Below are 20,074 nucleotides of genomic sequence, written 5' to 3'. Positions count from 1 at the left end.
TGTCCTGTGTGAGCGCTTGGCTCCCGTGCTAGACGAGAACGACATACCTACCGGTTCCCGTACGAAGCACCCAGGCGCTCTCGACAGACCAATGTGAGAGGGGTCACCCTGTCATTCATCCACGCGGGGAGGCATGGATGGGCAGGAGCCGCAGAACACTTCCGGAGGAGCTTCTGCTGCTCGCTCTGGACCCGGCCACGGGTACCACAGCGCAGCCGCAGTCGCTCGACCTCGGCCTGGCCGGAGCACAGCTAGTGGAGCTGGCTCTGGCAGGACGGATAGCCCCAGACGGGGATCGTATCGCCGTGGTGATGCCACGGCCGACCGGAGATCCGACACTGGACTCCGCGCTGGAACTGCTGCGCAGGCGTGGCAGTCCGGTGCGGGCGGTCCACTGGATCGGCGGGCCCCGGCTGGGGCTGCGCCAGACGTATCTCTCGCATCTGGAACGGTGCGGCATGGTGCATGCCGTCGAGGGCCAGATGTGCGGGGTGCTGCCGACGACTCGCTACCAGGCGACGGACACGGCCATCAGCCGGGAGATCAGGGCCCGGCTGGACAGCGCGATCCGCACCGGCGTACCGCCGGACCCGCGGACCGCGGCGCTCGCCGCGCTGGCCCACTCGGTCGGTCTCGGCAAGCACCTCTACCCCGGGAACGAGGGGCGTTCATCGCGCTCCCGGCTCCGGGATCTGATCAGGCACGACCCCATGGGCGGCCTCGTGGCGCACGCCGTGATGGACGTTCAGAACGGCGTGGGCGCACAGCCACGTCGTAACTCCGGCTCGGGAGGCGGTGGCCGCCAGGCCACGGCCGTACCGATGCAACCGCAGCCGCGCAGCGGGGCGATGGCCCGCGCCGTGGCGCACTGAGCGGTACCGGCGCACGCGTCCGTCCGCAGCACCGAGCACCACCACGCAGTCCCACGCACCACGCGCACACGCACCACCACCACGCACCACGACGCACACCACGCACCACCACGCGAACACGCACCACGCGAACCACCTTCGGGAGCCGCAGGAGCGCGCGGGGCAGCCGTCATGGCCGCCCCGCGCGCTCGCGTGCTCGCGCGTGTACGCACGTGCGTACGCAGTGGTGCGCGTGTGGCCATTTTCCAGCGCGGAACGCCCATTGGTGGCAGTCTGCTGAGCAGTAGATACGCAGAGCTACGCCAGCGACAGTCAAGCAGCCGGAGGTGCAGTTTCCCGTGGCGTCCAACGTCAACCCCACCGTCAGGCGACGCAGATTGGGCCAGGAGCTGCGCCGGCTGCGTGAGCAGAAGGGCATGACAGCGGAGGAGGTGGCGGAGCGACTGCTCGTCTCGCAGTCGAAAATCAGCCGCCTTGAGAACGGCCGCCGTTCCATCAGTCAGCGCGATGTCCGAGACCTGTGCGGGGTGTACGAGGTCGAGGACCACCGCATTGTCGATTCGCTGATGCAGATGGCGAAGGACTCCCGCCAGCAGGGCTGGTGGCACGCCTTCGGCGACATCCCGTACAGCGTCTACATCGGTCTGGAGACCGATGCCGCCTCCCTGCGGGTGTTCGAGCCGCAGATCGTGCCGGGCCTGCTCCAGACGCGCCAGTACGCCGAGGCGCTGATCAGCGGCGCGCTGCCGGAGTCGTCGCCCGTCGACATCGACAAGCGCGTCAACGTCCGCGCCCGCCGCCAGGAGCGCATCAAGGACGCCGACCAGCCGCTGCGCCTGTGGGCCGTGATCGACGAGTCGGCGCTGCGCCGCGTGGTCGGTGACAAGCAGCTGATGATCGAGCAGTTGGAGCACCTCGTCGAGCAGTCGCACCTGCCGCATGTCACCGTGCAGGTGCTGCCGTTCGACATGGGCGCGCATCCGGGCATCAGCGGCCATTACGCGATCCTGGAGTTCCCGGACGCCGCCGATTCCTCCGTCGTCTACATCGAGGGCGTCACCAGCGATCTGTATCTGGAGAAGGCGAACGACGTCCAGCGGTACAGCGTGATGTACGAGCATCTGCGCGCGCAGGCGCTGAACGTGGATCAGACGCGGCAGTTCATCGGCGAGGTCATCAAGGACTACGCGGCCGCGACGCACTGATCATTCTGCCCTGGATGCCGGGGATTTACCCATTCCGCCGGGGAAGAAGCCGGTACGGTACACCCCGGCCGGCTTCCAGCGGAAGGCCGCGTGGAATATGCCATCCAGTCGAGTGAACGCCCGCCCCGTATACAGATCGCGACGAGTAGCGTCGATCACGCCAGCCCGCAGTCAGGGCCGGTGCGAGTCACTGCTGTCACTGTCGAGAACCGGAGCGGAGAAGATGGCAATCATTCAGGGCGCCACGGAGACCTGGACCAAGTCCTCGTATTCCGGCGGAAACGGCGCGTGCGTCGAGGTCAAGTCCCCCGTCGTCGCGTCGATCGCGGTGCGGGACTCGAAGGTCCCCGCCGGTCCGTCCATCACGTTCGTCCCCGCGTCGTGGAACGCGTTCGTGCGTGAAGTGGGCACGGGGGCTCTCTGAGCCTGCCGAAGCATCACCGATGAGCCCTCTCGACTGGTCCGCCGTCCCGGCCGAGGGGGCTCGGTCATGTGCCAACGCAGACCACCGAGCAGCGACTGCCTCTTTCCGCCGACCGCACGGGACCCGCATCCCGTGCGGTTCGCTGTGTCGTGTGTACGGCGCGTACGGGGTGTACGGCGCGTACGGACGTGACGGCGCGTACGGCCGTGTACGGACCTGACGAAGCGCCCGATCATCGTGTGGCCGCCGCCATGACCGCGACAACGCCCCGATGGGTCAAGAACAGGTAAAAGCGTTCTGCTTTCTGTCCTGCGTTCATGTGCATGACTCAGTGGACACTTGACCAGCTGCTCGAACAGACGGTTCAATCCCCGAAGTCCCCGCTCCCGCACGGGGGCCACCGCTGACCGGACGTACTGACGACGCGCGCCGACGTTCACAAGGCGGACCCCTGGAGGGGGCACATGAACAGTCTCGACTGGGCCGTGCTCATCGGCTACTTCGGCGTGATGGTCGCGATCGGACTCTGGTCCCACAAACGCGTGGACAATGTCAGCGACTTCTTCACCGCCGGCGGCAAGATGCCGTGGTGGCTGTCGGGCATCTCGCACCACATGTCCGGCTACAGCGCGGTCATGTTCACCGGGTACGCGGGCATCGCGTACACCTACGGCGTCACCTCGTACGTCACCTGGTCCTTCCCCATCGCGATCGGTATCGCCATCGGCGCGCACCTCTTCGCGCCCCGGCTCAACCGGCTGCGCTCACGGCTCCATGTGGCCTCGCCCCTCGAATACCTGAAGAACCGTTACAACCTGCCCACGCAGCAGGCGCTCGCCTGGTCCGGCGTCCTGCTGAAGATCGTGGACGTCGGCGCGAAGTGGGCGGCGATCGCGACCCTGCTGTCCGTCTTCACCGGTATCTCGCTCAACCAGGGCATCCTGATCACCGGTGTCATCACCGGCGTCTACTGCACGGTCGGCGGCCTGTGGGCCGACGCGCTGACCGAACTGGGGCAGTTCATCATCCAGTTCTTCGCGGGCATCGCCATGCTCGTCGCCGTCCTGGCCGAGCTCGGCGGCTTCAGCGCGCTGTGGACCGTGTGGGACCGGCCCGAGTTGCAGGGCCACGCCGAGCCGACGGCCGGCCCGTACACCGTGACGTTCCTGCTCGCGTACCTCTTCATCAAGACCTTCGAGTACAGCGGCGGCATGTGGAACCAGGCCCAGCGCTACATGGCCACGCCCAGCGCCCGCGAGGCCACCCGCTCCGGGCGGCTGTCGGCCGTGCTGTGGTTCATCTGGCCGCTGGTGCTGTTCTTCCCGATGTGGGTCGCGCCGCTGCTCGTCACCCCCGAGAAGCCGGACGCCTCCGACTCCTACGCCCTGATGACCGAACAGCTGCTGCCGCACGGGCTGCTGGGCCTGGTCATCGTCGGGTTCTTCTCCCACACCATGGCCATGTGCTCGTCCGACGCCAACGCGATCGCCTCCGTCTTCACCCGGGACATCGCGCCCGCCCTGTCCAAGGCGGCCCGCACCTGGACGCACCGGGCGGGGCTGCTGGCCGCCCGCTGGTCGACGGTCGCCTTCCTCGCGCTGTCGATGGCGGTCGCCACCCAGGTCAACTCCCCCACCTTCAAAGACATCATCACCGTCGTCATCAAGTGGGTGGCCGGCCTGATGGGGCCGATCGCGATCCCGTTCATGCTCGGTCTGCTGCGTACGTTCCGCAAGTCCGGGCCTACGGCGGCGCTGGTGTCGTGGGCGGCCGGTCTGTTCGCCTTCTGGCTGACCAATTACGGGCTGGACGGCATCGAGCTCCAGATCCAGATCGTCTCGCCGGTGGCGACCTCGCTGGTGCTCTACATCCTGATCGGGTTCATCAAGCCGGAGGACACGCCCGAGCGGGACGGCGTGCTGGACCTGCTGCACTCCGACGACGGCAGCCCGGCGGGCGGAGCGGCTGGCGGAGCGTCGGGCGGGGCGGCCGCCGTACCGGAGCCCCCCGGGCCCGCCGAGCGTCAGCCCCTCGGGTAGCGGGCCAGCCAGCCCGGGGCGGACACCGCCGGGCCGTGCAGCGCCGGGCCCTGGGTCATCTCCATGGCGAAGTCGTCCGCCAGCTCCAGGATCGTGGACCGCCCTTCCAGCTCGGCCAGCCAGGCCGGCGGCAGGGCGGTCTCGCCGTGCAGGGCGCCCAGCAGCGCGCCGGTCAGCGAGCCGGTGGTCTGCGACGGACCGTCGTGGTTGACGGCCAGGCGCAGCCCGTGCCGTACGTCCTCGCTCACGAGCGCGCAGTAGACGGCGATGGCCAGGGCGTCCTCGGCGTGCTCGCCGTCGGTGTCGCCGAGCGACGCGATCCGCGCGGGGCTGGGGATGCCCTGGCGTACGGCGCCCAGCGCGTGCTTCAGCGCCTCGGTGACCGGCTCGTGCCCGGGGCGCGGCGCGAGCTGGGCCAGCGCCCGCTGCACGGAGCCGTCGACGCTCTCGCCCCGGGCCAGGCCGTGCACCACGACGGCGAAGGCCCCGGCCGCCAGGTACGCGGCGGGGTGGCCGTGCGTCTGGGTGGCGCACTCGACGGCGAGCTGGCACACCAGGTGCGGCTCCCAGCCGACCAGCAGCCCGTACGGCGCGGAGCGCACGAGGGCGCCGGCGTCGCGGGCGGTGGGGTTCTTCGGCTTGTCGAGGGTGCCGAGGATCTCGTCGCCGAGGCCGGTGAGGTTGGCCCTGGCCGGGTCGCGGCGGGCGTACAGCCACTCCTCGCAGGCCAGCCAGCCGTTGTCCTTGCGCCGCTCGTCGGGGCCCCAGTCGCGCTGGGTGGCCGCCCACCGCAGATGCGCGCGGTGCACATCGGTGGGCGGGTGCCAGGCGCCCGTGTCGCGGCGGACCTGGGCGCGTATCAGGCCGTCCACGGTGAAGAGCGTGAGCTGGGTGGCGGACGTGACGGCCCCGCGCCGCCCGTAGGCGGGCGCCAGGTCGGTGAGCCCGTCCGGTCCGTGCGCCTCGCGGATCGCCTCCACGGACAGCGTGGCCACGCCGACCCCGAGGGCGTCACCGATGGCGGCGCCGAGGAGGCAGCCCCGTACCCGGGCACGGAAGTCCTGCTGCTCGGCCCGGCCCCAGACAGCCGCGGCTGCTGCACTCACGCCTCGCGCCCCTTCCCGTCGTTCGCCGCCAGCACTGTAATCGAACGGGTACGGGGGCGCCCGGGGGCCGCGGGCCGCTCAGTCCGTCAGCACCGGCAGCACCGGCAGCAGCTCCGGCAGGTGTCCGTCGGACGCCGCCGCCGCCCGCCGCCGTTCCTCGGGGACGTCCCCGTACAGCGTCGTACGGGGGCGGGCCGGGCGGCCGGCGGCCTCGGCGATGGCGACGAGGTCCCGGACGGACCTGTACGAGCCGTAGGAGGAGCCGGCCATGCGGGAGATGGTCTCCTCCATGAGCGTGCCGCCCAGGTCGTTGGCGCCGGAGCGGAGCATGTCGGCCGCGCCGTCCGCGCCGAGTTTGACCCAGCTCGTCTGGATGTTGGGGATGTACGGGTGCAGGAGCAGGCGGGCCATCGCGGTGACGGCGCGGTTGTCGCGGGTCGTCGGGCCGGGGCGCGCGATGCCGGCGAGGTAGACGGGCGCGTTGGTGTGGATGAAGGGGAGCGTGACGAACTCCGTGAACCCGCCCGTCTGGCGCTGGATCGCCGCCAGCGTACGGAAGTGCCCCAGCCAGTGCCGGGGCTGGTCGACATGGCCGTACATCATCGTGGACGACGAGCGGATGCCCAGCTCGTGGGCGGTGGTGATGACCTCGGTCCAGGTGGCCGTGGGCAGCTTGCCCTTGGTGAGGACCCAGCGCACCTCGTCGTCCAGGATCTCGGCGGCCGTGCCCGGGATGGAGTCCAGGCCGGCTTCCTTGGCGGCGGTCAGCCAGTCACGGATCGACATGCCGGTGCGGGTGGCGCCGTTGACGACCTCCATCGGCGAGAAGGCGTGCACATGCATGCCCGGGACGCGGGCCTTCACGGCGCGCGCGATGTCGAAGTACGCCGTGCCGGGCAGGTCCGGGTGGATGCCGCCCTGCATGCACACCTCGACCGCGCCCACCTCCCACGCCTGCTGGGCGCGGTCGGCGACCTGGTCGAGCGAGAGGGTGTACGCGTCGGCGTCGGTGCGGCGCTGGGCGAAGGCGCAGAAGCGGCAGCCGGTGTAACAGACGTTGGTGAAGTTGATGTTGCGGGTGACGATGTAGGTGACGTCGTCGCCGACGGCCGACGCGCGGACGTCATCGGCCACGCGGCACAGCGCGTCCAGCGCCGGTCCGTCCGCGTGGAGAAGAGCGAGGGCCTGGTCGTCGGTGAGCCGCGTCGGGTCGTCGGCGGCGACGGCGAGCGCCTCGCGTACGTCCGTGTCGATGCGCTGCGGCACCATGCCGGGCGCGGCGGCCTCCCGCAGGGCCTCCCAGTCGCCGTACACCTCGTCGAAGTCGTCGCGCCGGTCGGCCGTACGGCCCTCGGTGTCGATGGTGCGGTGCAGGTCGGTGCGGCCCGACGCGGCGAAGGAGTCGTCGGGCTCCTGCCAGGGCAGGCCGCGTACCTCCGCGTCCGGGTTCGCGAGCCCCGTGGCCGGGTCGGCCAGCGCGCGGACGTGCGGCAGCAGGCGCGGGTCGAGCCACGGCTCGCCGCGCCGTACGAACTCGGGGTAGACGCAGAGACGTTCACGCAGCTCGAAACCGGCGGCGGCGGACCTCTCGGCGAGGGTGTCGATCTGCGGCCAGGGCCGCTCCGGGTTGACGTGGTCGATGGTGACGGGTGAGACCCCGCCCCAGTCGTCGATCCCGGCGCCGATGAGCCGCCCGTACTCCCCGTCCACCAGGTTCGGCGGGGCCTGGAGGCAGGCCGAGGGGCCCATGATGTGGCGGGCGACGGCGACGGTGGCGACGAGGTCGTCCAGCTCGGCGTCCGGCATGCCGCGCATCGCCGTGTCCGGCTTGGCGCGGAAGTTCTGGATGATCAGCTCCTGGATGCCGTGGTGGGCGCGGGAGACGCGGCGCAGCGCGAACAGCGACTCCGCCCGCTCCTCGTACGTCTCGCCGATCCCGATGAGCACCCCGCTGGTGAACGGCACGGACGAGCGGCCCGCGTCCTCCAGGACCCGCAGCCGCACGGCCGGTTCCTTGTCGGGCGAGCCGTAGTGCGGCCCGCCGGGCTCCGACCACAGCCGGGTCGCGGTGGTCTCCAGCATCATGCCCATGGAGGGGGCGACCGGCTTGAGCCGCTGGAAGTCCGTCCACGACATCACACCCGGGTTGAGGTGCGGCAGCAGCCCGGTCTCCTCCAGGACGCGGATCGCCATGGCCCGTACGTACGCGAGGGTGTCGTCGTAGCCGTGCGCGTCCAGCCACTCGCGCGCCTGCGGCCACCGGTCCTCGGGCTTGTCGCCGAGCGTGATCAGGGCTTCCTTGCAGCCCAGTTCGGCGCCGCGCCGCGCGATGTCCAGCACCTCGTCGGGCGACATGAACGCCCCGTGCCCGGCGCGCCGCAGCTTGCCGGGCACGGTCGCGAAGGTGCAGTAGTGGCAGGTGTCGCGGCACAGCCGGGTGAGCGGGATGAACACGCTCTTGGAGTACGTGATGACCCCGGGCCGCCCGGCCGCCTCCAGGCCCGCGTCCCGCACGCGCGCCGCCGACGCGGCCAGGTCCTCCAGGTCCCCGCCGCGCGCCCGGAGCAGGACGGCGGCCTCGGCCACATCCAGCGCCACGCCGTCTCTCGCCCGCTTCAGGGCGCGTCGCATGGCGTTCTCGGTGGGGCGTCCGGCCTGGTCATCCGTCATGGCCCCGAGCATACGAGTGCGGGGGACGTACGCGTGGTGCGCTCCCGTCCGGGGCTACAGGTACCGGGCGTAGTCGTCGAGCGTCCGCAGGACCTCCGCCTCGCCGGCCGGGGGGAGTTGGAGGACAACCTCCGTGACGCCCAGCTCCGCGTAGTGCGCGAGCTTGCCGGGCGAGGGGTGCACGGCGTACGGCACGACGTGGAGGGCCTCGGGGTCACGGCCCGCCTTCTCCCACGTCTCGCGCAGGACGGGGATCGTCTCCGTCAGGCCCCGGCCGCCGATGGGGAGCCAGCCGTCGGCGTACTCGGCGATGTGCGCGAAGAGTTTCGGTCCCGCCGCGCCGCCGAGCAGGGTGCGGGGGGCGCCGCCGGCCGGCTTGGGGTAGGCGAAGGAGGCGCGTACGGAGCCGAACTCCCCCTCGTACGCGGTCGGTTCGGCCGCCCACAGGGCGCGCATCAGGGCCATGTGGTCGCGGGTGCGGTCGCGGCGGGTCGTCCAGGCCACACCGTGGTCGGCGGCCTCCTCGCGGTTCCAGCCGTAGCCGACGCCGAGGGTGAAGCGGCCGCCGGAGAGGTGGTCGAGCGTCGCGACCTGCTTGGCGAGGTCGATGGGGTCGTGCTGGGCGACCAGCGTGATGCCGGTGCCGAGCCCCAGCCGTTCGGTGACGGCGGCGGCCTGGCCGAGCGCGATGAACGGCTCCAGGGTGCGGCCGTACTCGGGCGGCAGGTCGCCGCCCGCCGGGTAGGGGCTGGCCCGTTCGACGGGGATGTGGGTGTGCTCCGGCAGGTAGAGCCCGGCGAAGCCGCGCTGCTCCAGCTCGCGCGCGAGCCGTACCGGGGTGATCGTCTGGTCGGTGAGGAAGATCGTGGTCGCGATGCGCATACGGCCCAACGTATGGCGTACGGCGGCGAATTCCGAGACCGTCGCCTTGGGTTGGCGGGGCATTCACCGAGCACCGGGAGGGTGGTACGCATGGTGGGCAGGCGGGGATTCGTGGCGGGCGCGGCGGGGGCGGCGGCGTTCACGCTGCCGGGCGTGAGCTTCGCGGGCGGGCGCAGCGAGGTGGTGCTGCGCGGCACGCTGCCGCCCGGCTCGCCCGATTACGTGTACGTGCCGGTGGAGATGCCACGCGGGGTGCGGGAGCTGCGGGTGTCGTACGCCTACGACCGGCCCGCCGTCCCGCCCGGCACGCAGGGCAACGCCCTGGACATCGGCATCTTCGACGAGCGCGGCACCGAGCTGGGCGGGCGCGGCTTCAGGGGCTGGTCGGGCGGGGCGCGCAGCGAGTTCTTCCTCCGCGCGGACGACGCCACCCCCGGCTACCTCCCCGGGCCGGTCCGGGCGGGCACCTGGCACATGGCGCTCGGCCCGTACACGGTCGCGCCGCAGGGGCTGGCGTACACGGTGACGGTCGCGCTGACGTACGGCACGCCGGGTCGCACACCCGCGCCCGTGTACCCGCCGTCGCGGGCCAGGGGGCGCGGGCGGGCCTGGTACCGGGGCGACTGCCACCTGCACTCGGTGTACTCCGACGGCAGGCGCACCCCCGCCGAGATCGCGGCCGCCGCCCGCGCCGCCGGACTGGACTTCCTCAACACCTCCGAGCACAACACCCACGCCGCGCACCGGGCGTGGGACGGCCTGTGGGGCGACGACCTGCTGATCCTCACCGGGGAGGAGGTCACCACCCGCAGCGGGCACGTCGTCGCCGTCGGCACCGACCCCGGCACGTTCGTCGACTGGCGCTACCGGGCCCGCGACAACCGGTTCGGGCACTACGCCCGCGAGATCCGGCGCGCCGGCGGCCTCGTCGTACCGGCGCACCCGCACGCCACCTGCATCGGCTGCAACTGGAAGTTCGGCTTCGGCGAGGCGGACGTGGTGGAGGTGTGGAACGGCCCGTACACCCCGGACGACGAGGTGGCGCTCGCCGACTGGGACAGCATGCTGAGCGCCGGCCGGGGGCGGTGGATTCCGGCGATGGGCAGCAGCGACGCGCACCGTGAGCCGCAGAAGGTGGGCGAGCCGCAGACCGTCGTGCTCGCCGACGACCTGTCGCGCGAGGCGGTCCTGGCGGGGCTGCGGGCGGGGCGGTCGTACGTGGCGGAGTCGGCGGCCCTCTCGCTGGCGTTCTCGGCGACGGGCGGGCGCGGCGGCCACGCGGGTATCGGCGAGCGGCTGCGGGTGGCGCCGGACGCGCCCGTGACCGTACGCCTGGAGGTCACCGGCGCCCCCGGCCGCACGGCCCGCTTCGTCACGGACCAGGGCGTCCTGCACACGGCCGCCCTGCCGGCGTCGGGCACGGGCGCGGTGGAGTGGACGACGACGGCGGCGTACGCGGCCTACGTACGGGCGGAGGTGCGCCACCCGGCGACGCTCCCGGGCCTCCCGGGCGCCCTGGCGGCGTTCACCAACCCGGTGTTCCTGGGCTCCGCGTAGGGTCGGGGCCATGACCGCCACCACTCCCCCCGGGCCCCGGTCCGTCGACCGGGCGCTGGAGATCCTGGACATCGTGGCCGACGCGGACGGCCCCGTCGGCGCCAGGGCGATGGCGCGGCGGCTGGGGTGCTCGTTGTCGACCGTGTACCACCTGCTGGGGCCGCTGACCGCGCGCGGGCACCTGGTCAGGGCGGACGGCGGGTACGCGCCGGGGCCCCGGGTGGCGGCGCTGCACCGGTCGTTCCAGCGGCATGTGGGGCTCGCCCCGGGGGTGGGCGAGGTGCTGGGGAGGCTGCGGCGGGCGAGCGGGGCGGAGGCGTACTTCACGGCGTACCGGGACGGCCGGATCACCGTGGTGGACAGCACGGCGCCGGTGACGGACACCGCGATCCCCTTCGTGCCCGGGCCGGAGGTGCGGGCGCATGCCACCGCGCACGGCAAGGTGCTGCTGGCCGGGGTGTCGCGGAGCGTGCGGCGGCGGTATCTGGCCGAGCACGGGATGGCCCGGTTCACGGACCGTACGATCACCGCCGCCGAGCGGTTCGAGGCGGAGCTGTCACGGGTGCGGGGGCAGGGCTTCGCCGTCTCGGTGGGCGAGGCGGACCCGGCGTACACCTGTCTCGCGATGGCCCTGCCGGGCGGCGCGGACGGCGGTGTGCTGCACGCCCTGTCGGTGTCGCTGCCGACGGAGGACTTCCGCCACCGGCACGGGCAGGTGCGGGCGGCGGTCGCGGACTGCGTGCGCGCGTTTTACGACGGTGCCGGAATCGCGGGTGGGTGAGCTGGACGAGCGGCGCCGGGCGGGGGACCGTAACGGCATGATCTTCATCGCTGTCAGGTTCACCGTCCGTCCCGAGTACCGCGACCAGTGGCTGACGCTGGTCGACGACTTCACCCGCGCCACCCGCGCCGAGCCCGGCAACCTGTTCTTCGACTGGTCGCGCAGTGTCGACGACCCGGACCGGTTCGTCCTTCTGGAGGCCTTCGCGGACGCGGAGGCGGGCGCCGCGCACGTGGCGTCGGACCACTTCAAGGCCGGTCTGGAGGCCATGGCCGGCGCCATCGCCCGTACGCCGGAGATCATCAACGTCGAGGTGCCGGGCCAGAGCGGCTGGGGCGCCATGGCGGAGCTGAGCCCGCGCCACTGAAGCCCCGGGCGCACTCGGCCGGTGTACTCAGTCGTTGACGGCGGTGAGCAGGACGGCGGCGTCCGTCACCGCCGTCAGTCCCTGCCGCTCGGGCGGCAGCAGGTAGAGCGAGCCCATGGTCAGCTCCACGTCGCCCGAGGCGGTCGTCACCTTCACCACGCCCCGCAGCACCTGGAGGGACCCGGAGGGCGGCGGGTTGTGCTCGTCGAGCGTGGTACCGGCGGTGAGCGCGATGACGGTCTGCCGCAGCGGCGGGTCGCGCAGGATCAGGTTGGCGCTGCGCCCGTGCTCATCGGCGTGGGCGGCGACGAGGTGTTCCTCTGCGATGGCGTTGAGGTCATACATACGCTCCACCTTGCCGCCATGCTCGAAGCTACGCATACGGAAGGGCGGCCACCGTGCCGTCCCACGGTGACCGCTCTTCCGCGCCCGGATCGGCCGTCAGTCCTGGACGACCAGGGCCGGCGTCTCCTTGGTGAGGACCTCGCCCCGGAAGAACGCCGGGCTGCGGCGCTGCATCACCAGCATGAGCACCACGCCCAGCAGCAGCAGGCCCACGCCGATCACGAAGACCGAGCCGATGCCGAAGACCGACGAACCGCTGCCGTAGGCGGGGTCGCGGATGTCGTACAGCGTCTGGGCGAAGACGGCCGTGAGCATCAGGCCGCCGAGGCCCGGGAAGATGCCCTTGACGGCCAGGTCGCGCACCGAGCGGCGCAGCTCGTGGCGGAAGAACCAGACGCAGGCGAAGGCGGTGATCGCGTAGTAGAAGCAGATCATCAGGCCCAGCGCGTAGATGGTGTCGATCAGGACGTTCTCGCTGGCCAGCGACATGACGGCGTAGAAGGCGCCGGTGGCGACACCCGCGAAGACGGTGGCCCGGCCGGGGGTCTTGAAGCGCGGGTGGACCTTGGCGAAGGACGCCGGCATCGCCTGGTAGGTGCTCATGGCCAGGGCGGTGCGCGCCACCGGGATGAAGGTGGTCTGGAGGCTGGCGGCGGCGGACGCGACGACGGCGGTGAACAGCAGGACACCGAGGCCGGAACCCATGACGGGCTGGGCGAGGGCGGCGAAGACGTTGTCGGAGGTCTCCGGGTTGCCGAGGCCGGTGCCTTCCTCGCCGATGCCCGCGTACATCTGGGAGGCGATGGCGACCATCAGGTACGAGGCGACGATGACGACCATGGCGAGCATGGCGGCGCGGCCGGGCGTCCGGGCGCTGCCGGTGCTCTCCTCGTTGATGGACAGGCAGGCGTCCCAGCCCCAGTAGATGAAGATCGACAGGGACAGGCCGGCGGTGAAGGCGGCGAAGGACTCGACGCCGAAGGGGTTCATCCAGGACCAGGAGAAGTCCAGCGAGCCGGCGACCTCGTCGGCCTTGGTGACGGCCATGAAGGCGAACATCACCAGGACGGTCAGCTGGAGACCGACGAGGGCGTACTGCACCCACTTGGTGGCGGTGATGCCCCGGTAGCTGATCGCCGTGGCGACGGCGATGAAGGCGAGCGTGGTGAGGATGTGCACGGCCTTGTTGCCGTCGAGGGCGGCGACCGATTCGCTGCCGGTGGCCTCACCGAGGAGCAGGTAGAAGAAGGAGGTCGCGACGCCGGCCAGGTTGGACAGCACCACGATCGTGGCCACGAGCAGGCCCCAGCCGCACATCCAGCCGATGCGGGGCCCGAACGCCTTCACCGACCAGGTGAAGGAGGTGCCGCAGTCGGGCACCGCCCGGTTCAGCTCGCGGTAGGCGAACGCCACGAGGAGCATCGGCAGGAAGCCGGCGAGGAAGATGGCCGGCATCTGCAGCCCGACCTCGCTCACCGTCGGGCCGAGCGTGGCGGTGAGGCAGTAGACGGGGGCGACGGTGGACACGCCGATGACGGCGCCGCCCATGAGCCCGACCGAGTTCCCGCCGAGCCCCTTGCTGCGGACGCCGCCTGGGGAGGCGCCCGTTACCGTGTCTCCGGCCTGGGGCCGTGCTTCCAGCTGAGTCATATGAGGGACGTTAGGTGCTGCGGTTTCCACATCCGGAAGATGGAAGTCCGCGATCTTTTCCTTGCATTACGAGGTACGAAGCGGCCGGCGGGCGAGGAAAGAAAGATCCGCTCCCGGCCGAGCCGACCGATTGGTAGGGGCCCGGGCTGCTGTTCGATATACGGGAACCGCAGCCGTGTCCGATTTGCCCGTTTCTAAATTTTCCCACGTTATTTTTCAGCCGGTAACCCCAGGCTTTCGGCCAGGCCGGCGAGCCGCCCGTCATCCCGGCCTCGGGGTGGGGCCGCGCAGGGCCGACCGGGCTGCCGGCCCGGCCGAGGCCCTCCCGCGCCCACCGCCCACCGCCCACCGCTCACCGCCCACCGCCGCACCCGACTGACGGCCCGTCAGCCCCGTGGCGGGTGGATCGTGTCACGACCTTGTGCAGAGCGTCACCCACTGCTGACGCGTACGCCATCGACAAGGCAGACTGTCGACGGCGAAACCAGCGGTACGGGCAGGGGGAGCTATGGACCGTGACGACGGGCCGCGAGTGCCGGAACAGCGCGCTCCGCAACGGAACGCGGTGAGCGACCTGCGCTTCGGCGTGCTCGGCCCGGTACGCGCCTGGTGGGACGGCGAAGCCCTGCCGTCCGGGTCGCCGCAGCAACGGGCGCTGCTGGCCGCGCTTCTGCTGCGCGACGGGCGGACGGCGACGGCGGCCGAGCTGATCGACGCCATCTGGGGCGACGAACCGCCCTCCCAGGCCCTCGCGGCGGTACGCACGTACGCCTCCCGGCTGCGCAAGATCCTGCCCGCGGGCGTGCTGGTGAGCGAATCGGGCGGGTACGCCATCCGCGGCCGCGCCGACGCCCTCGACCTCAACGTCGCGCAGGAACTGGCCGCCGAGGCGGAGAAGGCGCGGGCGGGCGGCGACCGGCGCCAGGCCCGCGTGCTGATCGGCAAGGCACTGGGCCTGTGGGACGGCGAACCCCTCGCCTCCGTACCCGGCCCGTACGCCGAGACGCAGCGCGCCCGCCTGGAGGAGTGGCGGCTCCAGCTGCTCGAAACCCGGCTGGACCTGGACCTGGAGTGCGGGCACCACGCGGAGGCGGTGTCCGAGCTGACGGCGCTGACCGCCGCGCATCCGCTGCGCGAGCGGCTGCGGGAGCTGCTGATGCTGGCGCTGTACCGCAGCGGGCGCCAGGCCGAGGCGCTGGCCGTGTACGCCGACACGCGCCGGCTGCTCGCGGACGAACTGGGCGTCGACCCCCGGCCCGAACTCTCCCGTCTCCAGCAGCGCATCCTCCAGGCCGACGCCGAGCTCGCGCAGCCGGTGGAGGAGTCCTCCCCCGCCCCCGCCCTGTCCCGGCCCGCCCAGTTGCCCGCGACGGTGCCGGACTTCACGGGCCGGGCCGGGTTCGTACGGGAGCTGGGCGACCGGCTGGCCACGGCCGAGGGCTCGGTCATGGCCGTGTCGGCGCTCGCGGGGATCGGCGGGGTCGGCAAGACGACGCTCGCCGTGCACGTCGCGCACGCCGCGCGCCCCGGCTTCCCGGACGGGCAGCTGTATGTGGACCTCCAGGGCGCGGGCGCGCGGGCCGCCGAGCCCGAGACGGTGCTCGGGGCCTTCCTGCGCGCCCTGGGCACGGCCGACTCGGCGATCCCCGACACGCTGGAGGAGCGGGCGGCCCTGTACCGCTCGGCGCTCGACGGGCGGCGGGTGCTGGTCCTCCTCGACAACGCGCGGGACGCCGCCCAGGTGCGGCCCCTGCTGCCCGGTACGGCCGGGTGCGCGGCCCTCGTCACCAGCCGGGTGCGGATGGTGGACCTGGCCGGTGCGCACCTGGTGGACCTGGACGTGATGTCGCCGGAGGAGGCGCTCCAGCTCTTCACCAAGATCGTGGGCGCCGAGCGGGTGCAGGCCGAGCGCCAGCCCGCCCTCGACGTGGTCGCCGCGTGCGGCTTCCTCCCGCTCGCCATCCGTATCGCCGCCTCCCGCCTGGCGGCCCGCCGCACCTGGACGGTCTCGGTGCTCGCGGCCAAGCTCGCGGACGAGCGCCGCCGGCTGGACGAGCTCCAGGCGGGCGACCTCGCGGTGAAGGCCACCTTCGAACTCGGCTACGGCCAGCTGGAGCCCGCCCAGGCCCGGGCGTTCCGCCTCCTGGGCCTGGCCGACGGCCCGGACATCTCCCTGGCGGCCGCGGCGGCGGTCCTGGACCTCCCGGTCCAGGAGGCGGAGGACCTGCTGGAGTCCCTCGTCGACACGTCCCTGCTGGAGTCGGCGGCGCCCGGCCGCTACCGCTACCACGACCTGGTCCGCCTCTACGCGCGTGCGTGCGCCGAACGCGACGAACAGCCCCCGGGCGAACGGGACCTGGCCCTGTCGCGGCTGCTGGACTTCTACCTGGCGACGGCGGTACGGGTCTTCGCCATGGAGCGGCCGGGTGACACGACGGTGGACCACCTGGAGCCGACGCGGTACGCGGGCCTTGAGTTCGGCAACCGGCATGACGCCCTCGACTGGCTCTACGCGGAGGGAACCTGTCTCCTCGCCTGTGCCCGCCAGGGCACCACGGACGGCAGGCTGCGCCGGGCGGTGGACCTGCTGTGGGCGTCGAAGGACCTGGCGGAGTCCGGCGCCAACTCCAAGCTGTACGAGGCCGCCGCGCTGGCCGCGCGGGACGCGGCGCAGGCCGCCGGCGACAAGCGCGCGGAAGGCCGGGCGCGGACGACGCTGACCAATGTGCACCTGGTGGCCGGCCGGTACGCCGAGGCGGACGAGGAGGCGCGCAGCGCCCGGGAGCTGGCGCTCCAGGTCGGTGACACGGCGCCGGTGTACTGGGCGGACAACGACCGCGGGATCATCGCGCTGAATCAGGGCCGTTACGACGAGGCCGAGACGCACCTGTTGCTGGCCATCGACAACTGCCGGGCCGACGGGAACATGCCCGGAGAGGCGAGCGGTCTGTGCAATCTGTCCCGTCTGCACGAGAGCACCGACCGCACCGCCAGTGCCATCGCGTTCGCCCGCCGCGGCATCGAGATCTACGACCGTATCGGCAGCACCCTGCGGCTGGGGAACGGCAGGTACGCCCTGGGGGTCGCGCTGACGCGCGCCGGCCGGCAGGACGAGGCGCTGGAGCAGCTCGGCGAGGCGCTCCATATGTTCCGCAAGGAACGTCAGCGCCTCTGGGAGGGGACGGCACACTTCCGTATCGCTCAGCTCCACCTCTCCGCACGGCGTCCGGCGCAGGCGGCGCAACACGCCGAGCAGGCCCTCGCCGCCGGCTGCATCGGCGGCGACCGTATGCGGGGCAACGTACTGATGGCCCTGGGCAAGGCGCTGGACGCCCTCCAGCAGTGCGACCGGGCCCGCGCGTGCTGGCAGGAGGCGCTTGCCCTCTATGAGCACCTGGGTGCCGAGGAAGCCGAGGACGTCAGGTCGCTCCTGACGCCGGCCGCCGCTGCCTGAGACCCCTTCCGACCGGCGCGTTCAGCATTCGTTTATGGCCGCCCGGCACTCTGTTCTCAACGGGCCGTCGCGTCGGGGGGCAGACGGGTCGAAGGTGCTCATCGTTAAGGTGAGCGGTCCCGACACGCCCGTTCGGCGACCCACGGGGGAGTCGCCGAACGGGCGTTGCCGACCGGCGCCGACACAGGGGAGATGACGACGATGAGCGACGCCAAGAGCGAACAGATCACCACGATGAGCGACAACCACTCGCCCGCCCCGCCCAGGGACGGCATCACGACGATGAGCGACAACCACTCGCCCATCCCGCCCAAGGACGGCATCCCCACGGTGAGCGACAACCACTCGCCCATCCCGCCCAAGGACGGCATCACCACGATGAGCGACAACCACTCGCCCATCCCGCCGGCCACTTCCTGAGACCCACCTCCCGACGGGGGCGGCCGCGGCGGCGCGGAGGGGGAGCCGCCGCGGCCGCGGTATACGCACATCGTGATCCGAGGAGACGACCATGGCCCGCACCAGGCGACGCCTGCTGGCAGTGGCTTTCATCGCCGCGGCCCTCACCGCGGGCACCGCGACGTCCACGGTGGCGGTCGGCCGGTCCGACGTCGCCCCCGCGTACGCCCGGGGGGCCGGCGGCGAGGCCACCACTCTGGCCGACAACCACTCGCCCACCGGCCCGCGGAACTGACACGCCCCGAAGGGGCCGGACCATCACGCGGTCCGGCCCCTTCGTCGTGCGCCGCCCGCCCACCCGGCCGGTCGCGCCGTCCTGTGGCGGGGGCCGGGCGCCCGGCGTAGGTTCGGAAGCGAGAGTCGGACCCAAGGAGGCCGAGCATGGTCCGCAATGTCATCGGCTCGGTCCTCGCTCTCATCGGAGCGACGGCCGCCGTCTTGAGCCCCTTCCGTGCCTGGTACGACGGCCGTCCCGGACGCGACTACCGCGTCGCCGACCTGTTCACCGGCATCACCGCCACCAAGGCCGGCCTGGCCACGTCGATCCTGCTGCCGTTGGCGTTCGCCGCGCTGGTGACGCTGATCGGGCTGCTCCTGCGGTCCCGCCTCCTGGTGGCCCTCGCGGGGCTGGTCGTGCTGGGCTTCACCGTCCTGTGGATGATCCGCCAGGGCCAGGCCGTGGGCAGCCTGAGCGTCGAGTCCGACGGCTCGGGCCTCGGCCCGGGCGTCGGCGCCGCGGCGGGCGGCGGAATACTCCTGCTGCTGGCCGCCGTGCTGATGAGCGGGCGGCGGCGGGGAGAGGGCCGGAGGTTCGGCCGGCGCCGCCGCGTGGACGGCGAGCCGGAGGTGTACGGGGAGGGGTACGGCGACGGGCACGGCAGGCCGTACCCGCACCAGCCCTACACCGGTCACCCCGGCGGCGACGCCCCCACCGCGGAGTACCCCCGTCACGACCCCGCCGATGGCCGCCGGCCGGACGACGGGTACGGGTACGGGTACGGCCAGGAGGGCCCGCGCGGGCCCGAGGACCAGGGCCCCCCGCGCCGCTAGCGTCCGCTCCTGCCCGTCGCCGTGCCCTTCACCGCGTCGAGCGCGTACACGCAGCGGTCCTTGCTGCACGCGTACACGACACCCGCCCGCGCCACCAGCGAGCCGGTGATCTCGCCGCCCGTGGTGAGCTTCCAGCGCAGCTGGCCGCCGCCGGCGTCCAGGGTGTAGAGGACGTGGTCGGCGGAGCCGAAGTGCAGGCGGCCGTCCGCGACGACCGGGGCGCCGATGACCGGGCCGCCGGCCGGGAAGCGCCACTTCGGGGTGCCGGTCACCGCGTCCAGGGTGTAGACCGCGCTGCCGCTGCCGACGTGGACGTTGCCGTCCGCGACGAGCACCGGCTCGGTCGACGGGCGGGACTCGGTGGCGATGCGCCAGCGGTCCTTGCCGGTGGTGGCGTCGAGCGCGTACACCGTGCCCAGGTAGTCGGCCAGGTAGACCCCGCCGCCGGTGACCGCGGGCCCGGGGGCGAACGCGGGCGGGCACAGGAAGACGGCCGGGGCCTCGAAGTGCCAGCGGACGTGCCCGGAGGCGATGTCGATGGACAGCACCCGGGTGCCGGCCGAGACGTACACGTGGCCGTCCTCGGCCGGAGTGACGCGGACGGGCACCCCGCCGCAGGAGGCCGCGTCGCCGATCGGGTACGACCAGCGCTCGGTGCCCGTGCGGGCGTCCAGGGCCCGCAGGCGGGCGTCCTGCCAGACGTACACGGTGTCGCCGTGGAGGGCCGGGCCGGCCTCCGGGGTCTCGAAGTCGCTCTGCGCGCCGGTGACCTCCCACAGCTTGGCGCCGTTGGCGGCCTCCCAGGCCTGGACGCCGCCGCCGCGCGTGCCGGTGACGACGGTGCCGCGCTCGACCTGGAGGCAGTAGACCCAGGCGTCGGTCGGCAGCCGCCACCGTTCGCTGCCGTCGACCGCGTCGAGGGCGTACAGGGTGGGCCCGTCCGAGGCGTGGATACGGCCGCCGGAGACCGCCATGGACCAGGCCACGTCCCGGGTCTTGAACTGGCGCCGGCCGGTGCCGACGTCCAGCGCGTGCACCTCGAAGGAGGTGACGTACAGCAGGTCGCCCTCGACGACCGGGGTGCCCCACACGTCGTTGGACATCCGGAACCGCCACGGGCGCCAGTGCCCGGGGCCCGCCGCCTCCGGCGCGGACGCGGCCGGGGGCGCCGGGGCGGGCCCGGTGACCGGCGGGGCCGAGGGGGGCGGCGGGG

17 protein-coding genes are annotated in these 20,074 nt (G+C 72.5%); 11 read left to right on the top strand and 6 right to left on the bottom strand.

Annotated features, from left to right (window positions below):
- Nucleotides 1-137: 137 nt before the first annotated feature.
- The 4 genes from QWM81_RS02830 (at nucleotide 138) to QWM81_RS02815 (ending at nucleotide 4,540) form a co-directional block, all read left to right on the top strand.
- The gene (locus QWM81_RS02830) at nucleotides 138-872 is read left to right on the top strand and encodes a GOLPH3/VPS74 family protein (RefSeq protein ID WP_290109827.1); all 735 of its coding nucleotides are present in this window, start codon (nucleotides 138-140) and stop codon (nucleotides 870-872) included.
- A gap of 338 nt (nucleotides 873-1,210) precedes the next feature.
- Nucleotides 1,211-2,077: a helix-turn-helix domain-containing protein gene (locus QWM81_RS02825; protein ID WP_290109826.1), complete on the top strand. Its 867-nt coding sequence runs from the start codon at nucleotides 1,211-1,213 to the stop codon at nucleotides 2,075-2,077.
- Nucleotides 2,078-2,300: 223 nt separating this feature from the next.
- A complete protein-coding gene (locus QWM81_RS02820; protein ID WP_290109825.1) occupies nucleotides 2,301-2,501 on the top strand; it encodes a DUF397 domain-containing protein in 201 nt (66 codons plus the stop codon).
- A gap of 464 nt (nucleotides 2,502-2,965) precedes the next feature.
- Complete coding sequence (locus QWM81_RS02815; RefSeq protein WP_290109824.1) at nucleotides 2,966-4,540, top strand: sodium:solute symporter family protein; 1,575 nt, start codon at nucleotides 2,966-2,968, stop codon at nucleotides 4,538-4,540.
- On the opposite strand, the gene QWM81_RS02810 is transcribed toward QWM81_RS02815, so the two are convergent.
- The 3 genes from QWM81_RS02810 to QWM81_RS02800 form a co-directional block, all read right to left on the bottom strand.
- Nucleotides 4,525-5,646, bottom strand: a complete 1,122-nt coding sequence (locus tag QWM81_RS02810; RefSeq protein WP_290109823.1) for an ADP-ribosylglycohydrolase family protein — start codon at nucleotides 5,644-5,646, stop codon at nucleotides 4,525-4,527. The genes QWM81_RS02815 and QWM81_RS02810 overlap by 16 nt on opposite strands.
- A 78-nt stretch (nucleotides 5,647-5,724) precedes the next feature.
- Nucleotides 5,725-8,316, bottom strand: a complete 2,592-nt coding sequence (locus tag QWM81_RS02805; protein ID WP_290109822.1) for a bifunctional FO biosynthesis protein CofGH — start codon at nucleotides 8,314-8,316, stop codon at nucleotides 5,725-5,727.
- 54 nt (nucleotides 8,317-8,370) lie between these two features.
- On the bottom strand, nucleotides 8,371-9,198 hold the full coding sequence (locus QWM81_RS02800) for an LLM class F420-dependent oxidoreductase (RefSeq protein ID WP_290109821.1): 828 nt from the start codon (nucleotides 9,196-9,198) through the stop codon (nucleotides 8,371-8,373).
- Nucleotides 9,199-9,288: 90 nt separating this feature from the next.
- On the opposite strand from QWM81_RS02800, the gene QWM81_RS02795 reads away from it, so the two are divergent.
- Genes QWM81_RS02795 through QWM81_RS02785 form a run of 3 tightly spaced genes read left to right on the top strand, consistent with a single transcriptional unit; the run spans nucleotide 9,289 to nucleotide 11,903 of the window.
- A complete protein-coding gene (locus tag QWM81_RS02795; protein WP_290109820.1) occupies nucleotides 9,289-10,755 on the top strand; it encodes a CehA/McbA family metallohydrolase in 1,467 nt (488 codons plus the stop codon).
- Between the two features lie 10 nt (nucleotides 10,756-10,765).
- A complete protein-coding gene (locus tag QWM81_RS02790) occupies nucleotides 10,766-11,536 on the top strand; it encodes an IclR family transcriptional regulator (RefSeq protein WP_290109819.1) in 771 nt (256 codons plus the stop codon).
- A 37-nt stretch (nucleotides 11,537-11,573) separates the two neighbouring features.
- The gene (locus tag QWM81_RS02785; RefSeq protein WP_290109818.1) at nucleotides 11,574-11,903 is read left to right on the top strand and encodes a putative quinol monooxygenase; all 330 of its coding nucleotides are present in this window, start codon (nucleotides 11,574-11,576) and stop codon (nucleotides 11,901-11,903) included.
- A gap of 27 nt (nucleotides 11,904-11,930) precedes the next feature.
- Here QWM81_RS02785 and QWM81_RS02780 read toward each other — a convergent pair whose 3' ends face one another.
- Nucleotides 11,931-12,248 (bottom strand): cupin domain-containing protein, encoded by a 318-nt coding sequence (locus QWM81_RS02780; RefSeq protein WP_290109817.1) that lies wholly within the window; start codon nucleotides 12,246-12,248, stop codon nucleotides 11,931-11,933.
- A gap of 96 nt (nucleotides 12,249-12,344) precedes the next feature.
- A complete protein-coding gene (locus QWM81_RS02775) occupies nucleotides 12,345-13,898 on the bottom strand; it encodes an APC family permease (protein WP_290109816.1) in 1,554 nt (517 codons plus the stop codon).
- A gap of 508 nt (nucleotides 13,899-14,406) precedes the next feature.
- Here QWM81_RS02775 and afsR point away from each other — a divergent pair.
- From afsR to QWM81_RS02755, 4 genes are all read left to right on the top strand, one after another.
- Nucleotides 14,407-17,352, top strand: coding sequence for an SARP-family global regulator AfsR (gene afsR / locus QWM81_RS02770; protein WP_290109815.1), 2,946 nt, complete (start codon nucleotides 14,407-14,409; stop codon nucleotides 17,350-17,352).
- 192 nt (nucleotides 17,353-17,544) lie between these two features.
- Nucleotides 17,545-17,772, top strand: coding sequence for a hypothetical protein (locus QWM81_RS02765; RefSeq protein WP_290109811.1), 228 nt, complete (start codon nucleotides 17,545-17,547; stop codon nucleotides 17,770-17,772).
- 91 nt (nucleotides 17,773-17,863) lie between these two features.
- On the top strand, nucleotides 17,864-18,046 hold the full coding sequence (locus QWM81_RS02760) for a hypothetical protein (protein WP_290109810.1): 183 nt from the start codon (nucleotides 17,864-17,866) through the stop codon (nucleotides 18,044-18,046).
- Nucleotides 18,047-18,192: 146 nt separating this feature from the next.
- Nucleotides 18,193-18,861 (top strand): hypothetical protein, encoded by a 669-nt coding sequence (locus QWM81_RS02755; RefSeq protein ID WP_290109809.1) that lies wholly within the window; start codon nucleotides 18,193-18,195, stop codon nucleotides 18,859-18,861.
- Here the strand turns inward: QWM81_RS02755 and QWM81_RS02750 are convergent.
- Nucleotides 18,858-20,074, bottom strand: a 1,217-nt coding sequence (locus tag QWM81_RS02750; RefSeq protein ID WP_290109808.1) for an outer membrane protein assembly factor BamB family protein, incomplete at its 5' end; no start/stop codon positions are given. The two genes, QWM81_RS02755 and QWM81_RS02750, sit on opposite strands and share 4 nt — an antisense overlap.

The organism is Streptomyces ficellus (assembly GCF_030406405.1).
GTDB lineage: Bacteria > Actinomycetota > Actinomycetes > Streptomycetales > Streptomycetaceae > Streptomyces > Streptomyces ficellus_B.
The sequence above is the reverse complement of the archived record's forward strand: the minus strand, read 5'-3'. Positions and strand labels throughout refer to the sequence as shown.

Coding starts and splice junctions, on each gene's coding strand:
- QWM81_RS02830 (WP_290109827.1), top strand. CDS start 138: ATGGGCAGGAGCCGCAGAACACTTCCGGAGGAGCTTCTGCTGCTCGCT.
- QWM81_RS02820 (WP_290109825.1), top strand. CDS start 2,301: ATGGCAATCATTCAGGGCGCCACGGAGACCTGGACCAAGTCCTCGTAT.
- QWM81_RS02815 (WP_290109824.1), top strand. CDS start 2,966: ATGAACAGTCTCGACTGGGCCGTGCTCATCGGCTACTTCGGCGTGATG.
- QWM81_RS02805 (WP_290109822.1), bottom strand. CDS start 8,316: ATGACGGATGACCAGGCCGGACGCCCCACCGAGAACGCCATGCGACGC.
- QWM81_RS02800 (WP_290109821.1), bottom strand. CDS start 9,198: ATGCGCATCGCGACCACGATCTTCCTCACCGACCAGACGATCACCCCG.
- QWM81_RS02795 (WP_290109820.1), top strand. CDS start 9,289: ATGGTGGGCAGGCGGGGATTCGTGGCGGGCGCGGCGGGGGCGGCGGCG.
- QWM81_RS02790 (WP_290109819.1), top strand. CDS start 10,766: ATGACCGCCACCACTCCCCCCGGGCCCCGGTCCGTCGACCGGGCGCTG.
- QWM81_RS02785 (WP_290109818.1), top strand. CDS start 11,574: ATGATCTTCATCGCTGTCAGGTTCACCGTCCGTCCCGAGTACCGCGAC.
- QWM81_RS02780 (WP_290109817.1), bottom strand. CDS start 12,248: ATGTATGACCTCAACGCCATCGCAGAGGAACACCTCGTCGCCGCCCAC.
- QWM81_RS02775 (WP_290109816.1), bottom strand. CDS start 13,898: ATGACTCAGCTGGAAGCACGGCCCCAGGCCGGAGACACGGTAACGGGC.
- afsR (WP_290109815.1), top strand. CDS start 14,407: ATGGACCGTGACGACGGGCCGCGAGTGCCGGAACAGCGCGCTCCGCAA.
- QWM81_RS02765 (WP_290109811.1), top strand. CDS start 17,545: ATGACGACGATGAGCGACGCCAAGAGCGAACAGATCACCACGATGAGC.
- QWM81_RS02760 (WP_290109810.1), top strand. CDS start 17,864: ATGGCCCGCACCAGGCGACGCCTGCTGGCAGTGGCTTTCATCGCCGCG.
- QWM81_RS02755 (WP_290109809.1), top strand. CDS start 18,193: ATGGTCCGCAATGTCATCGGCTCGGTCCTCGCTCTCATCGGAGCGACG.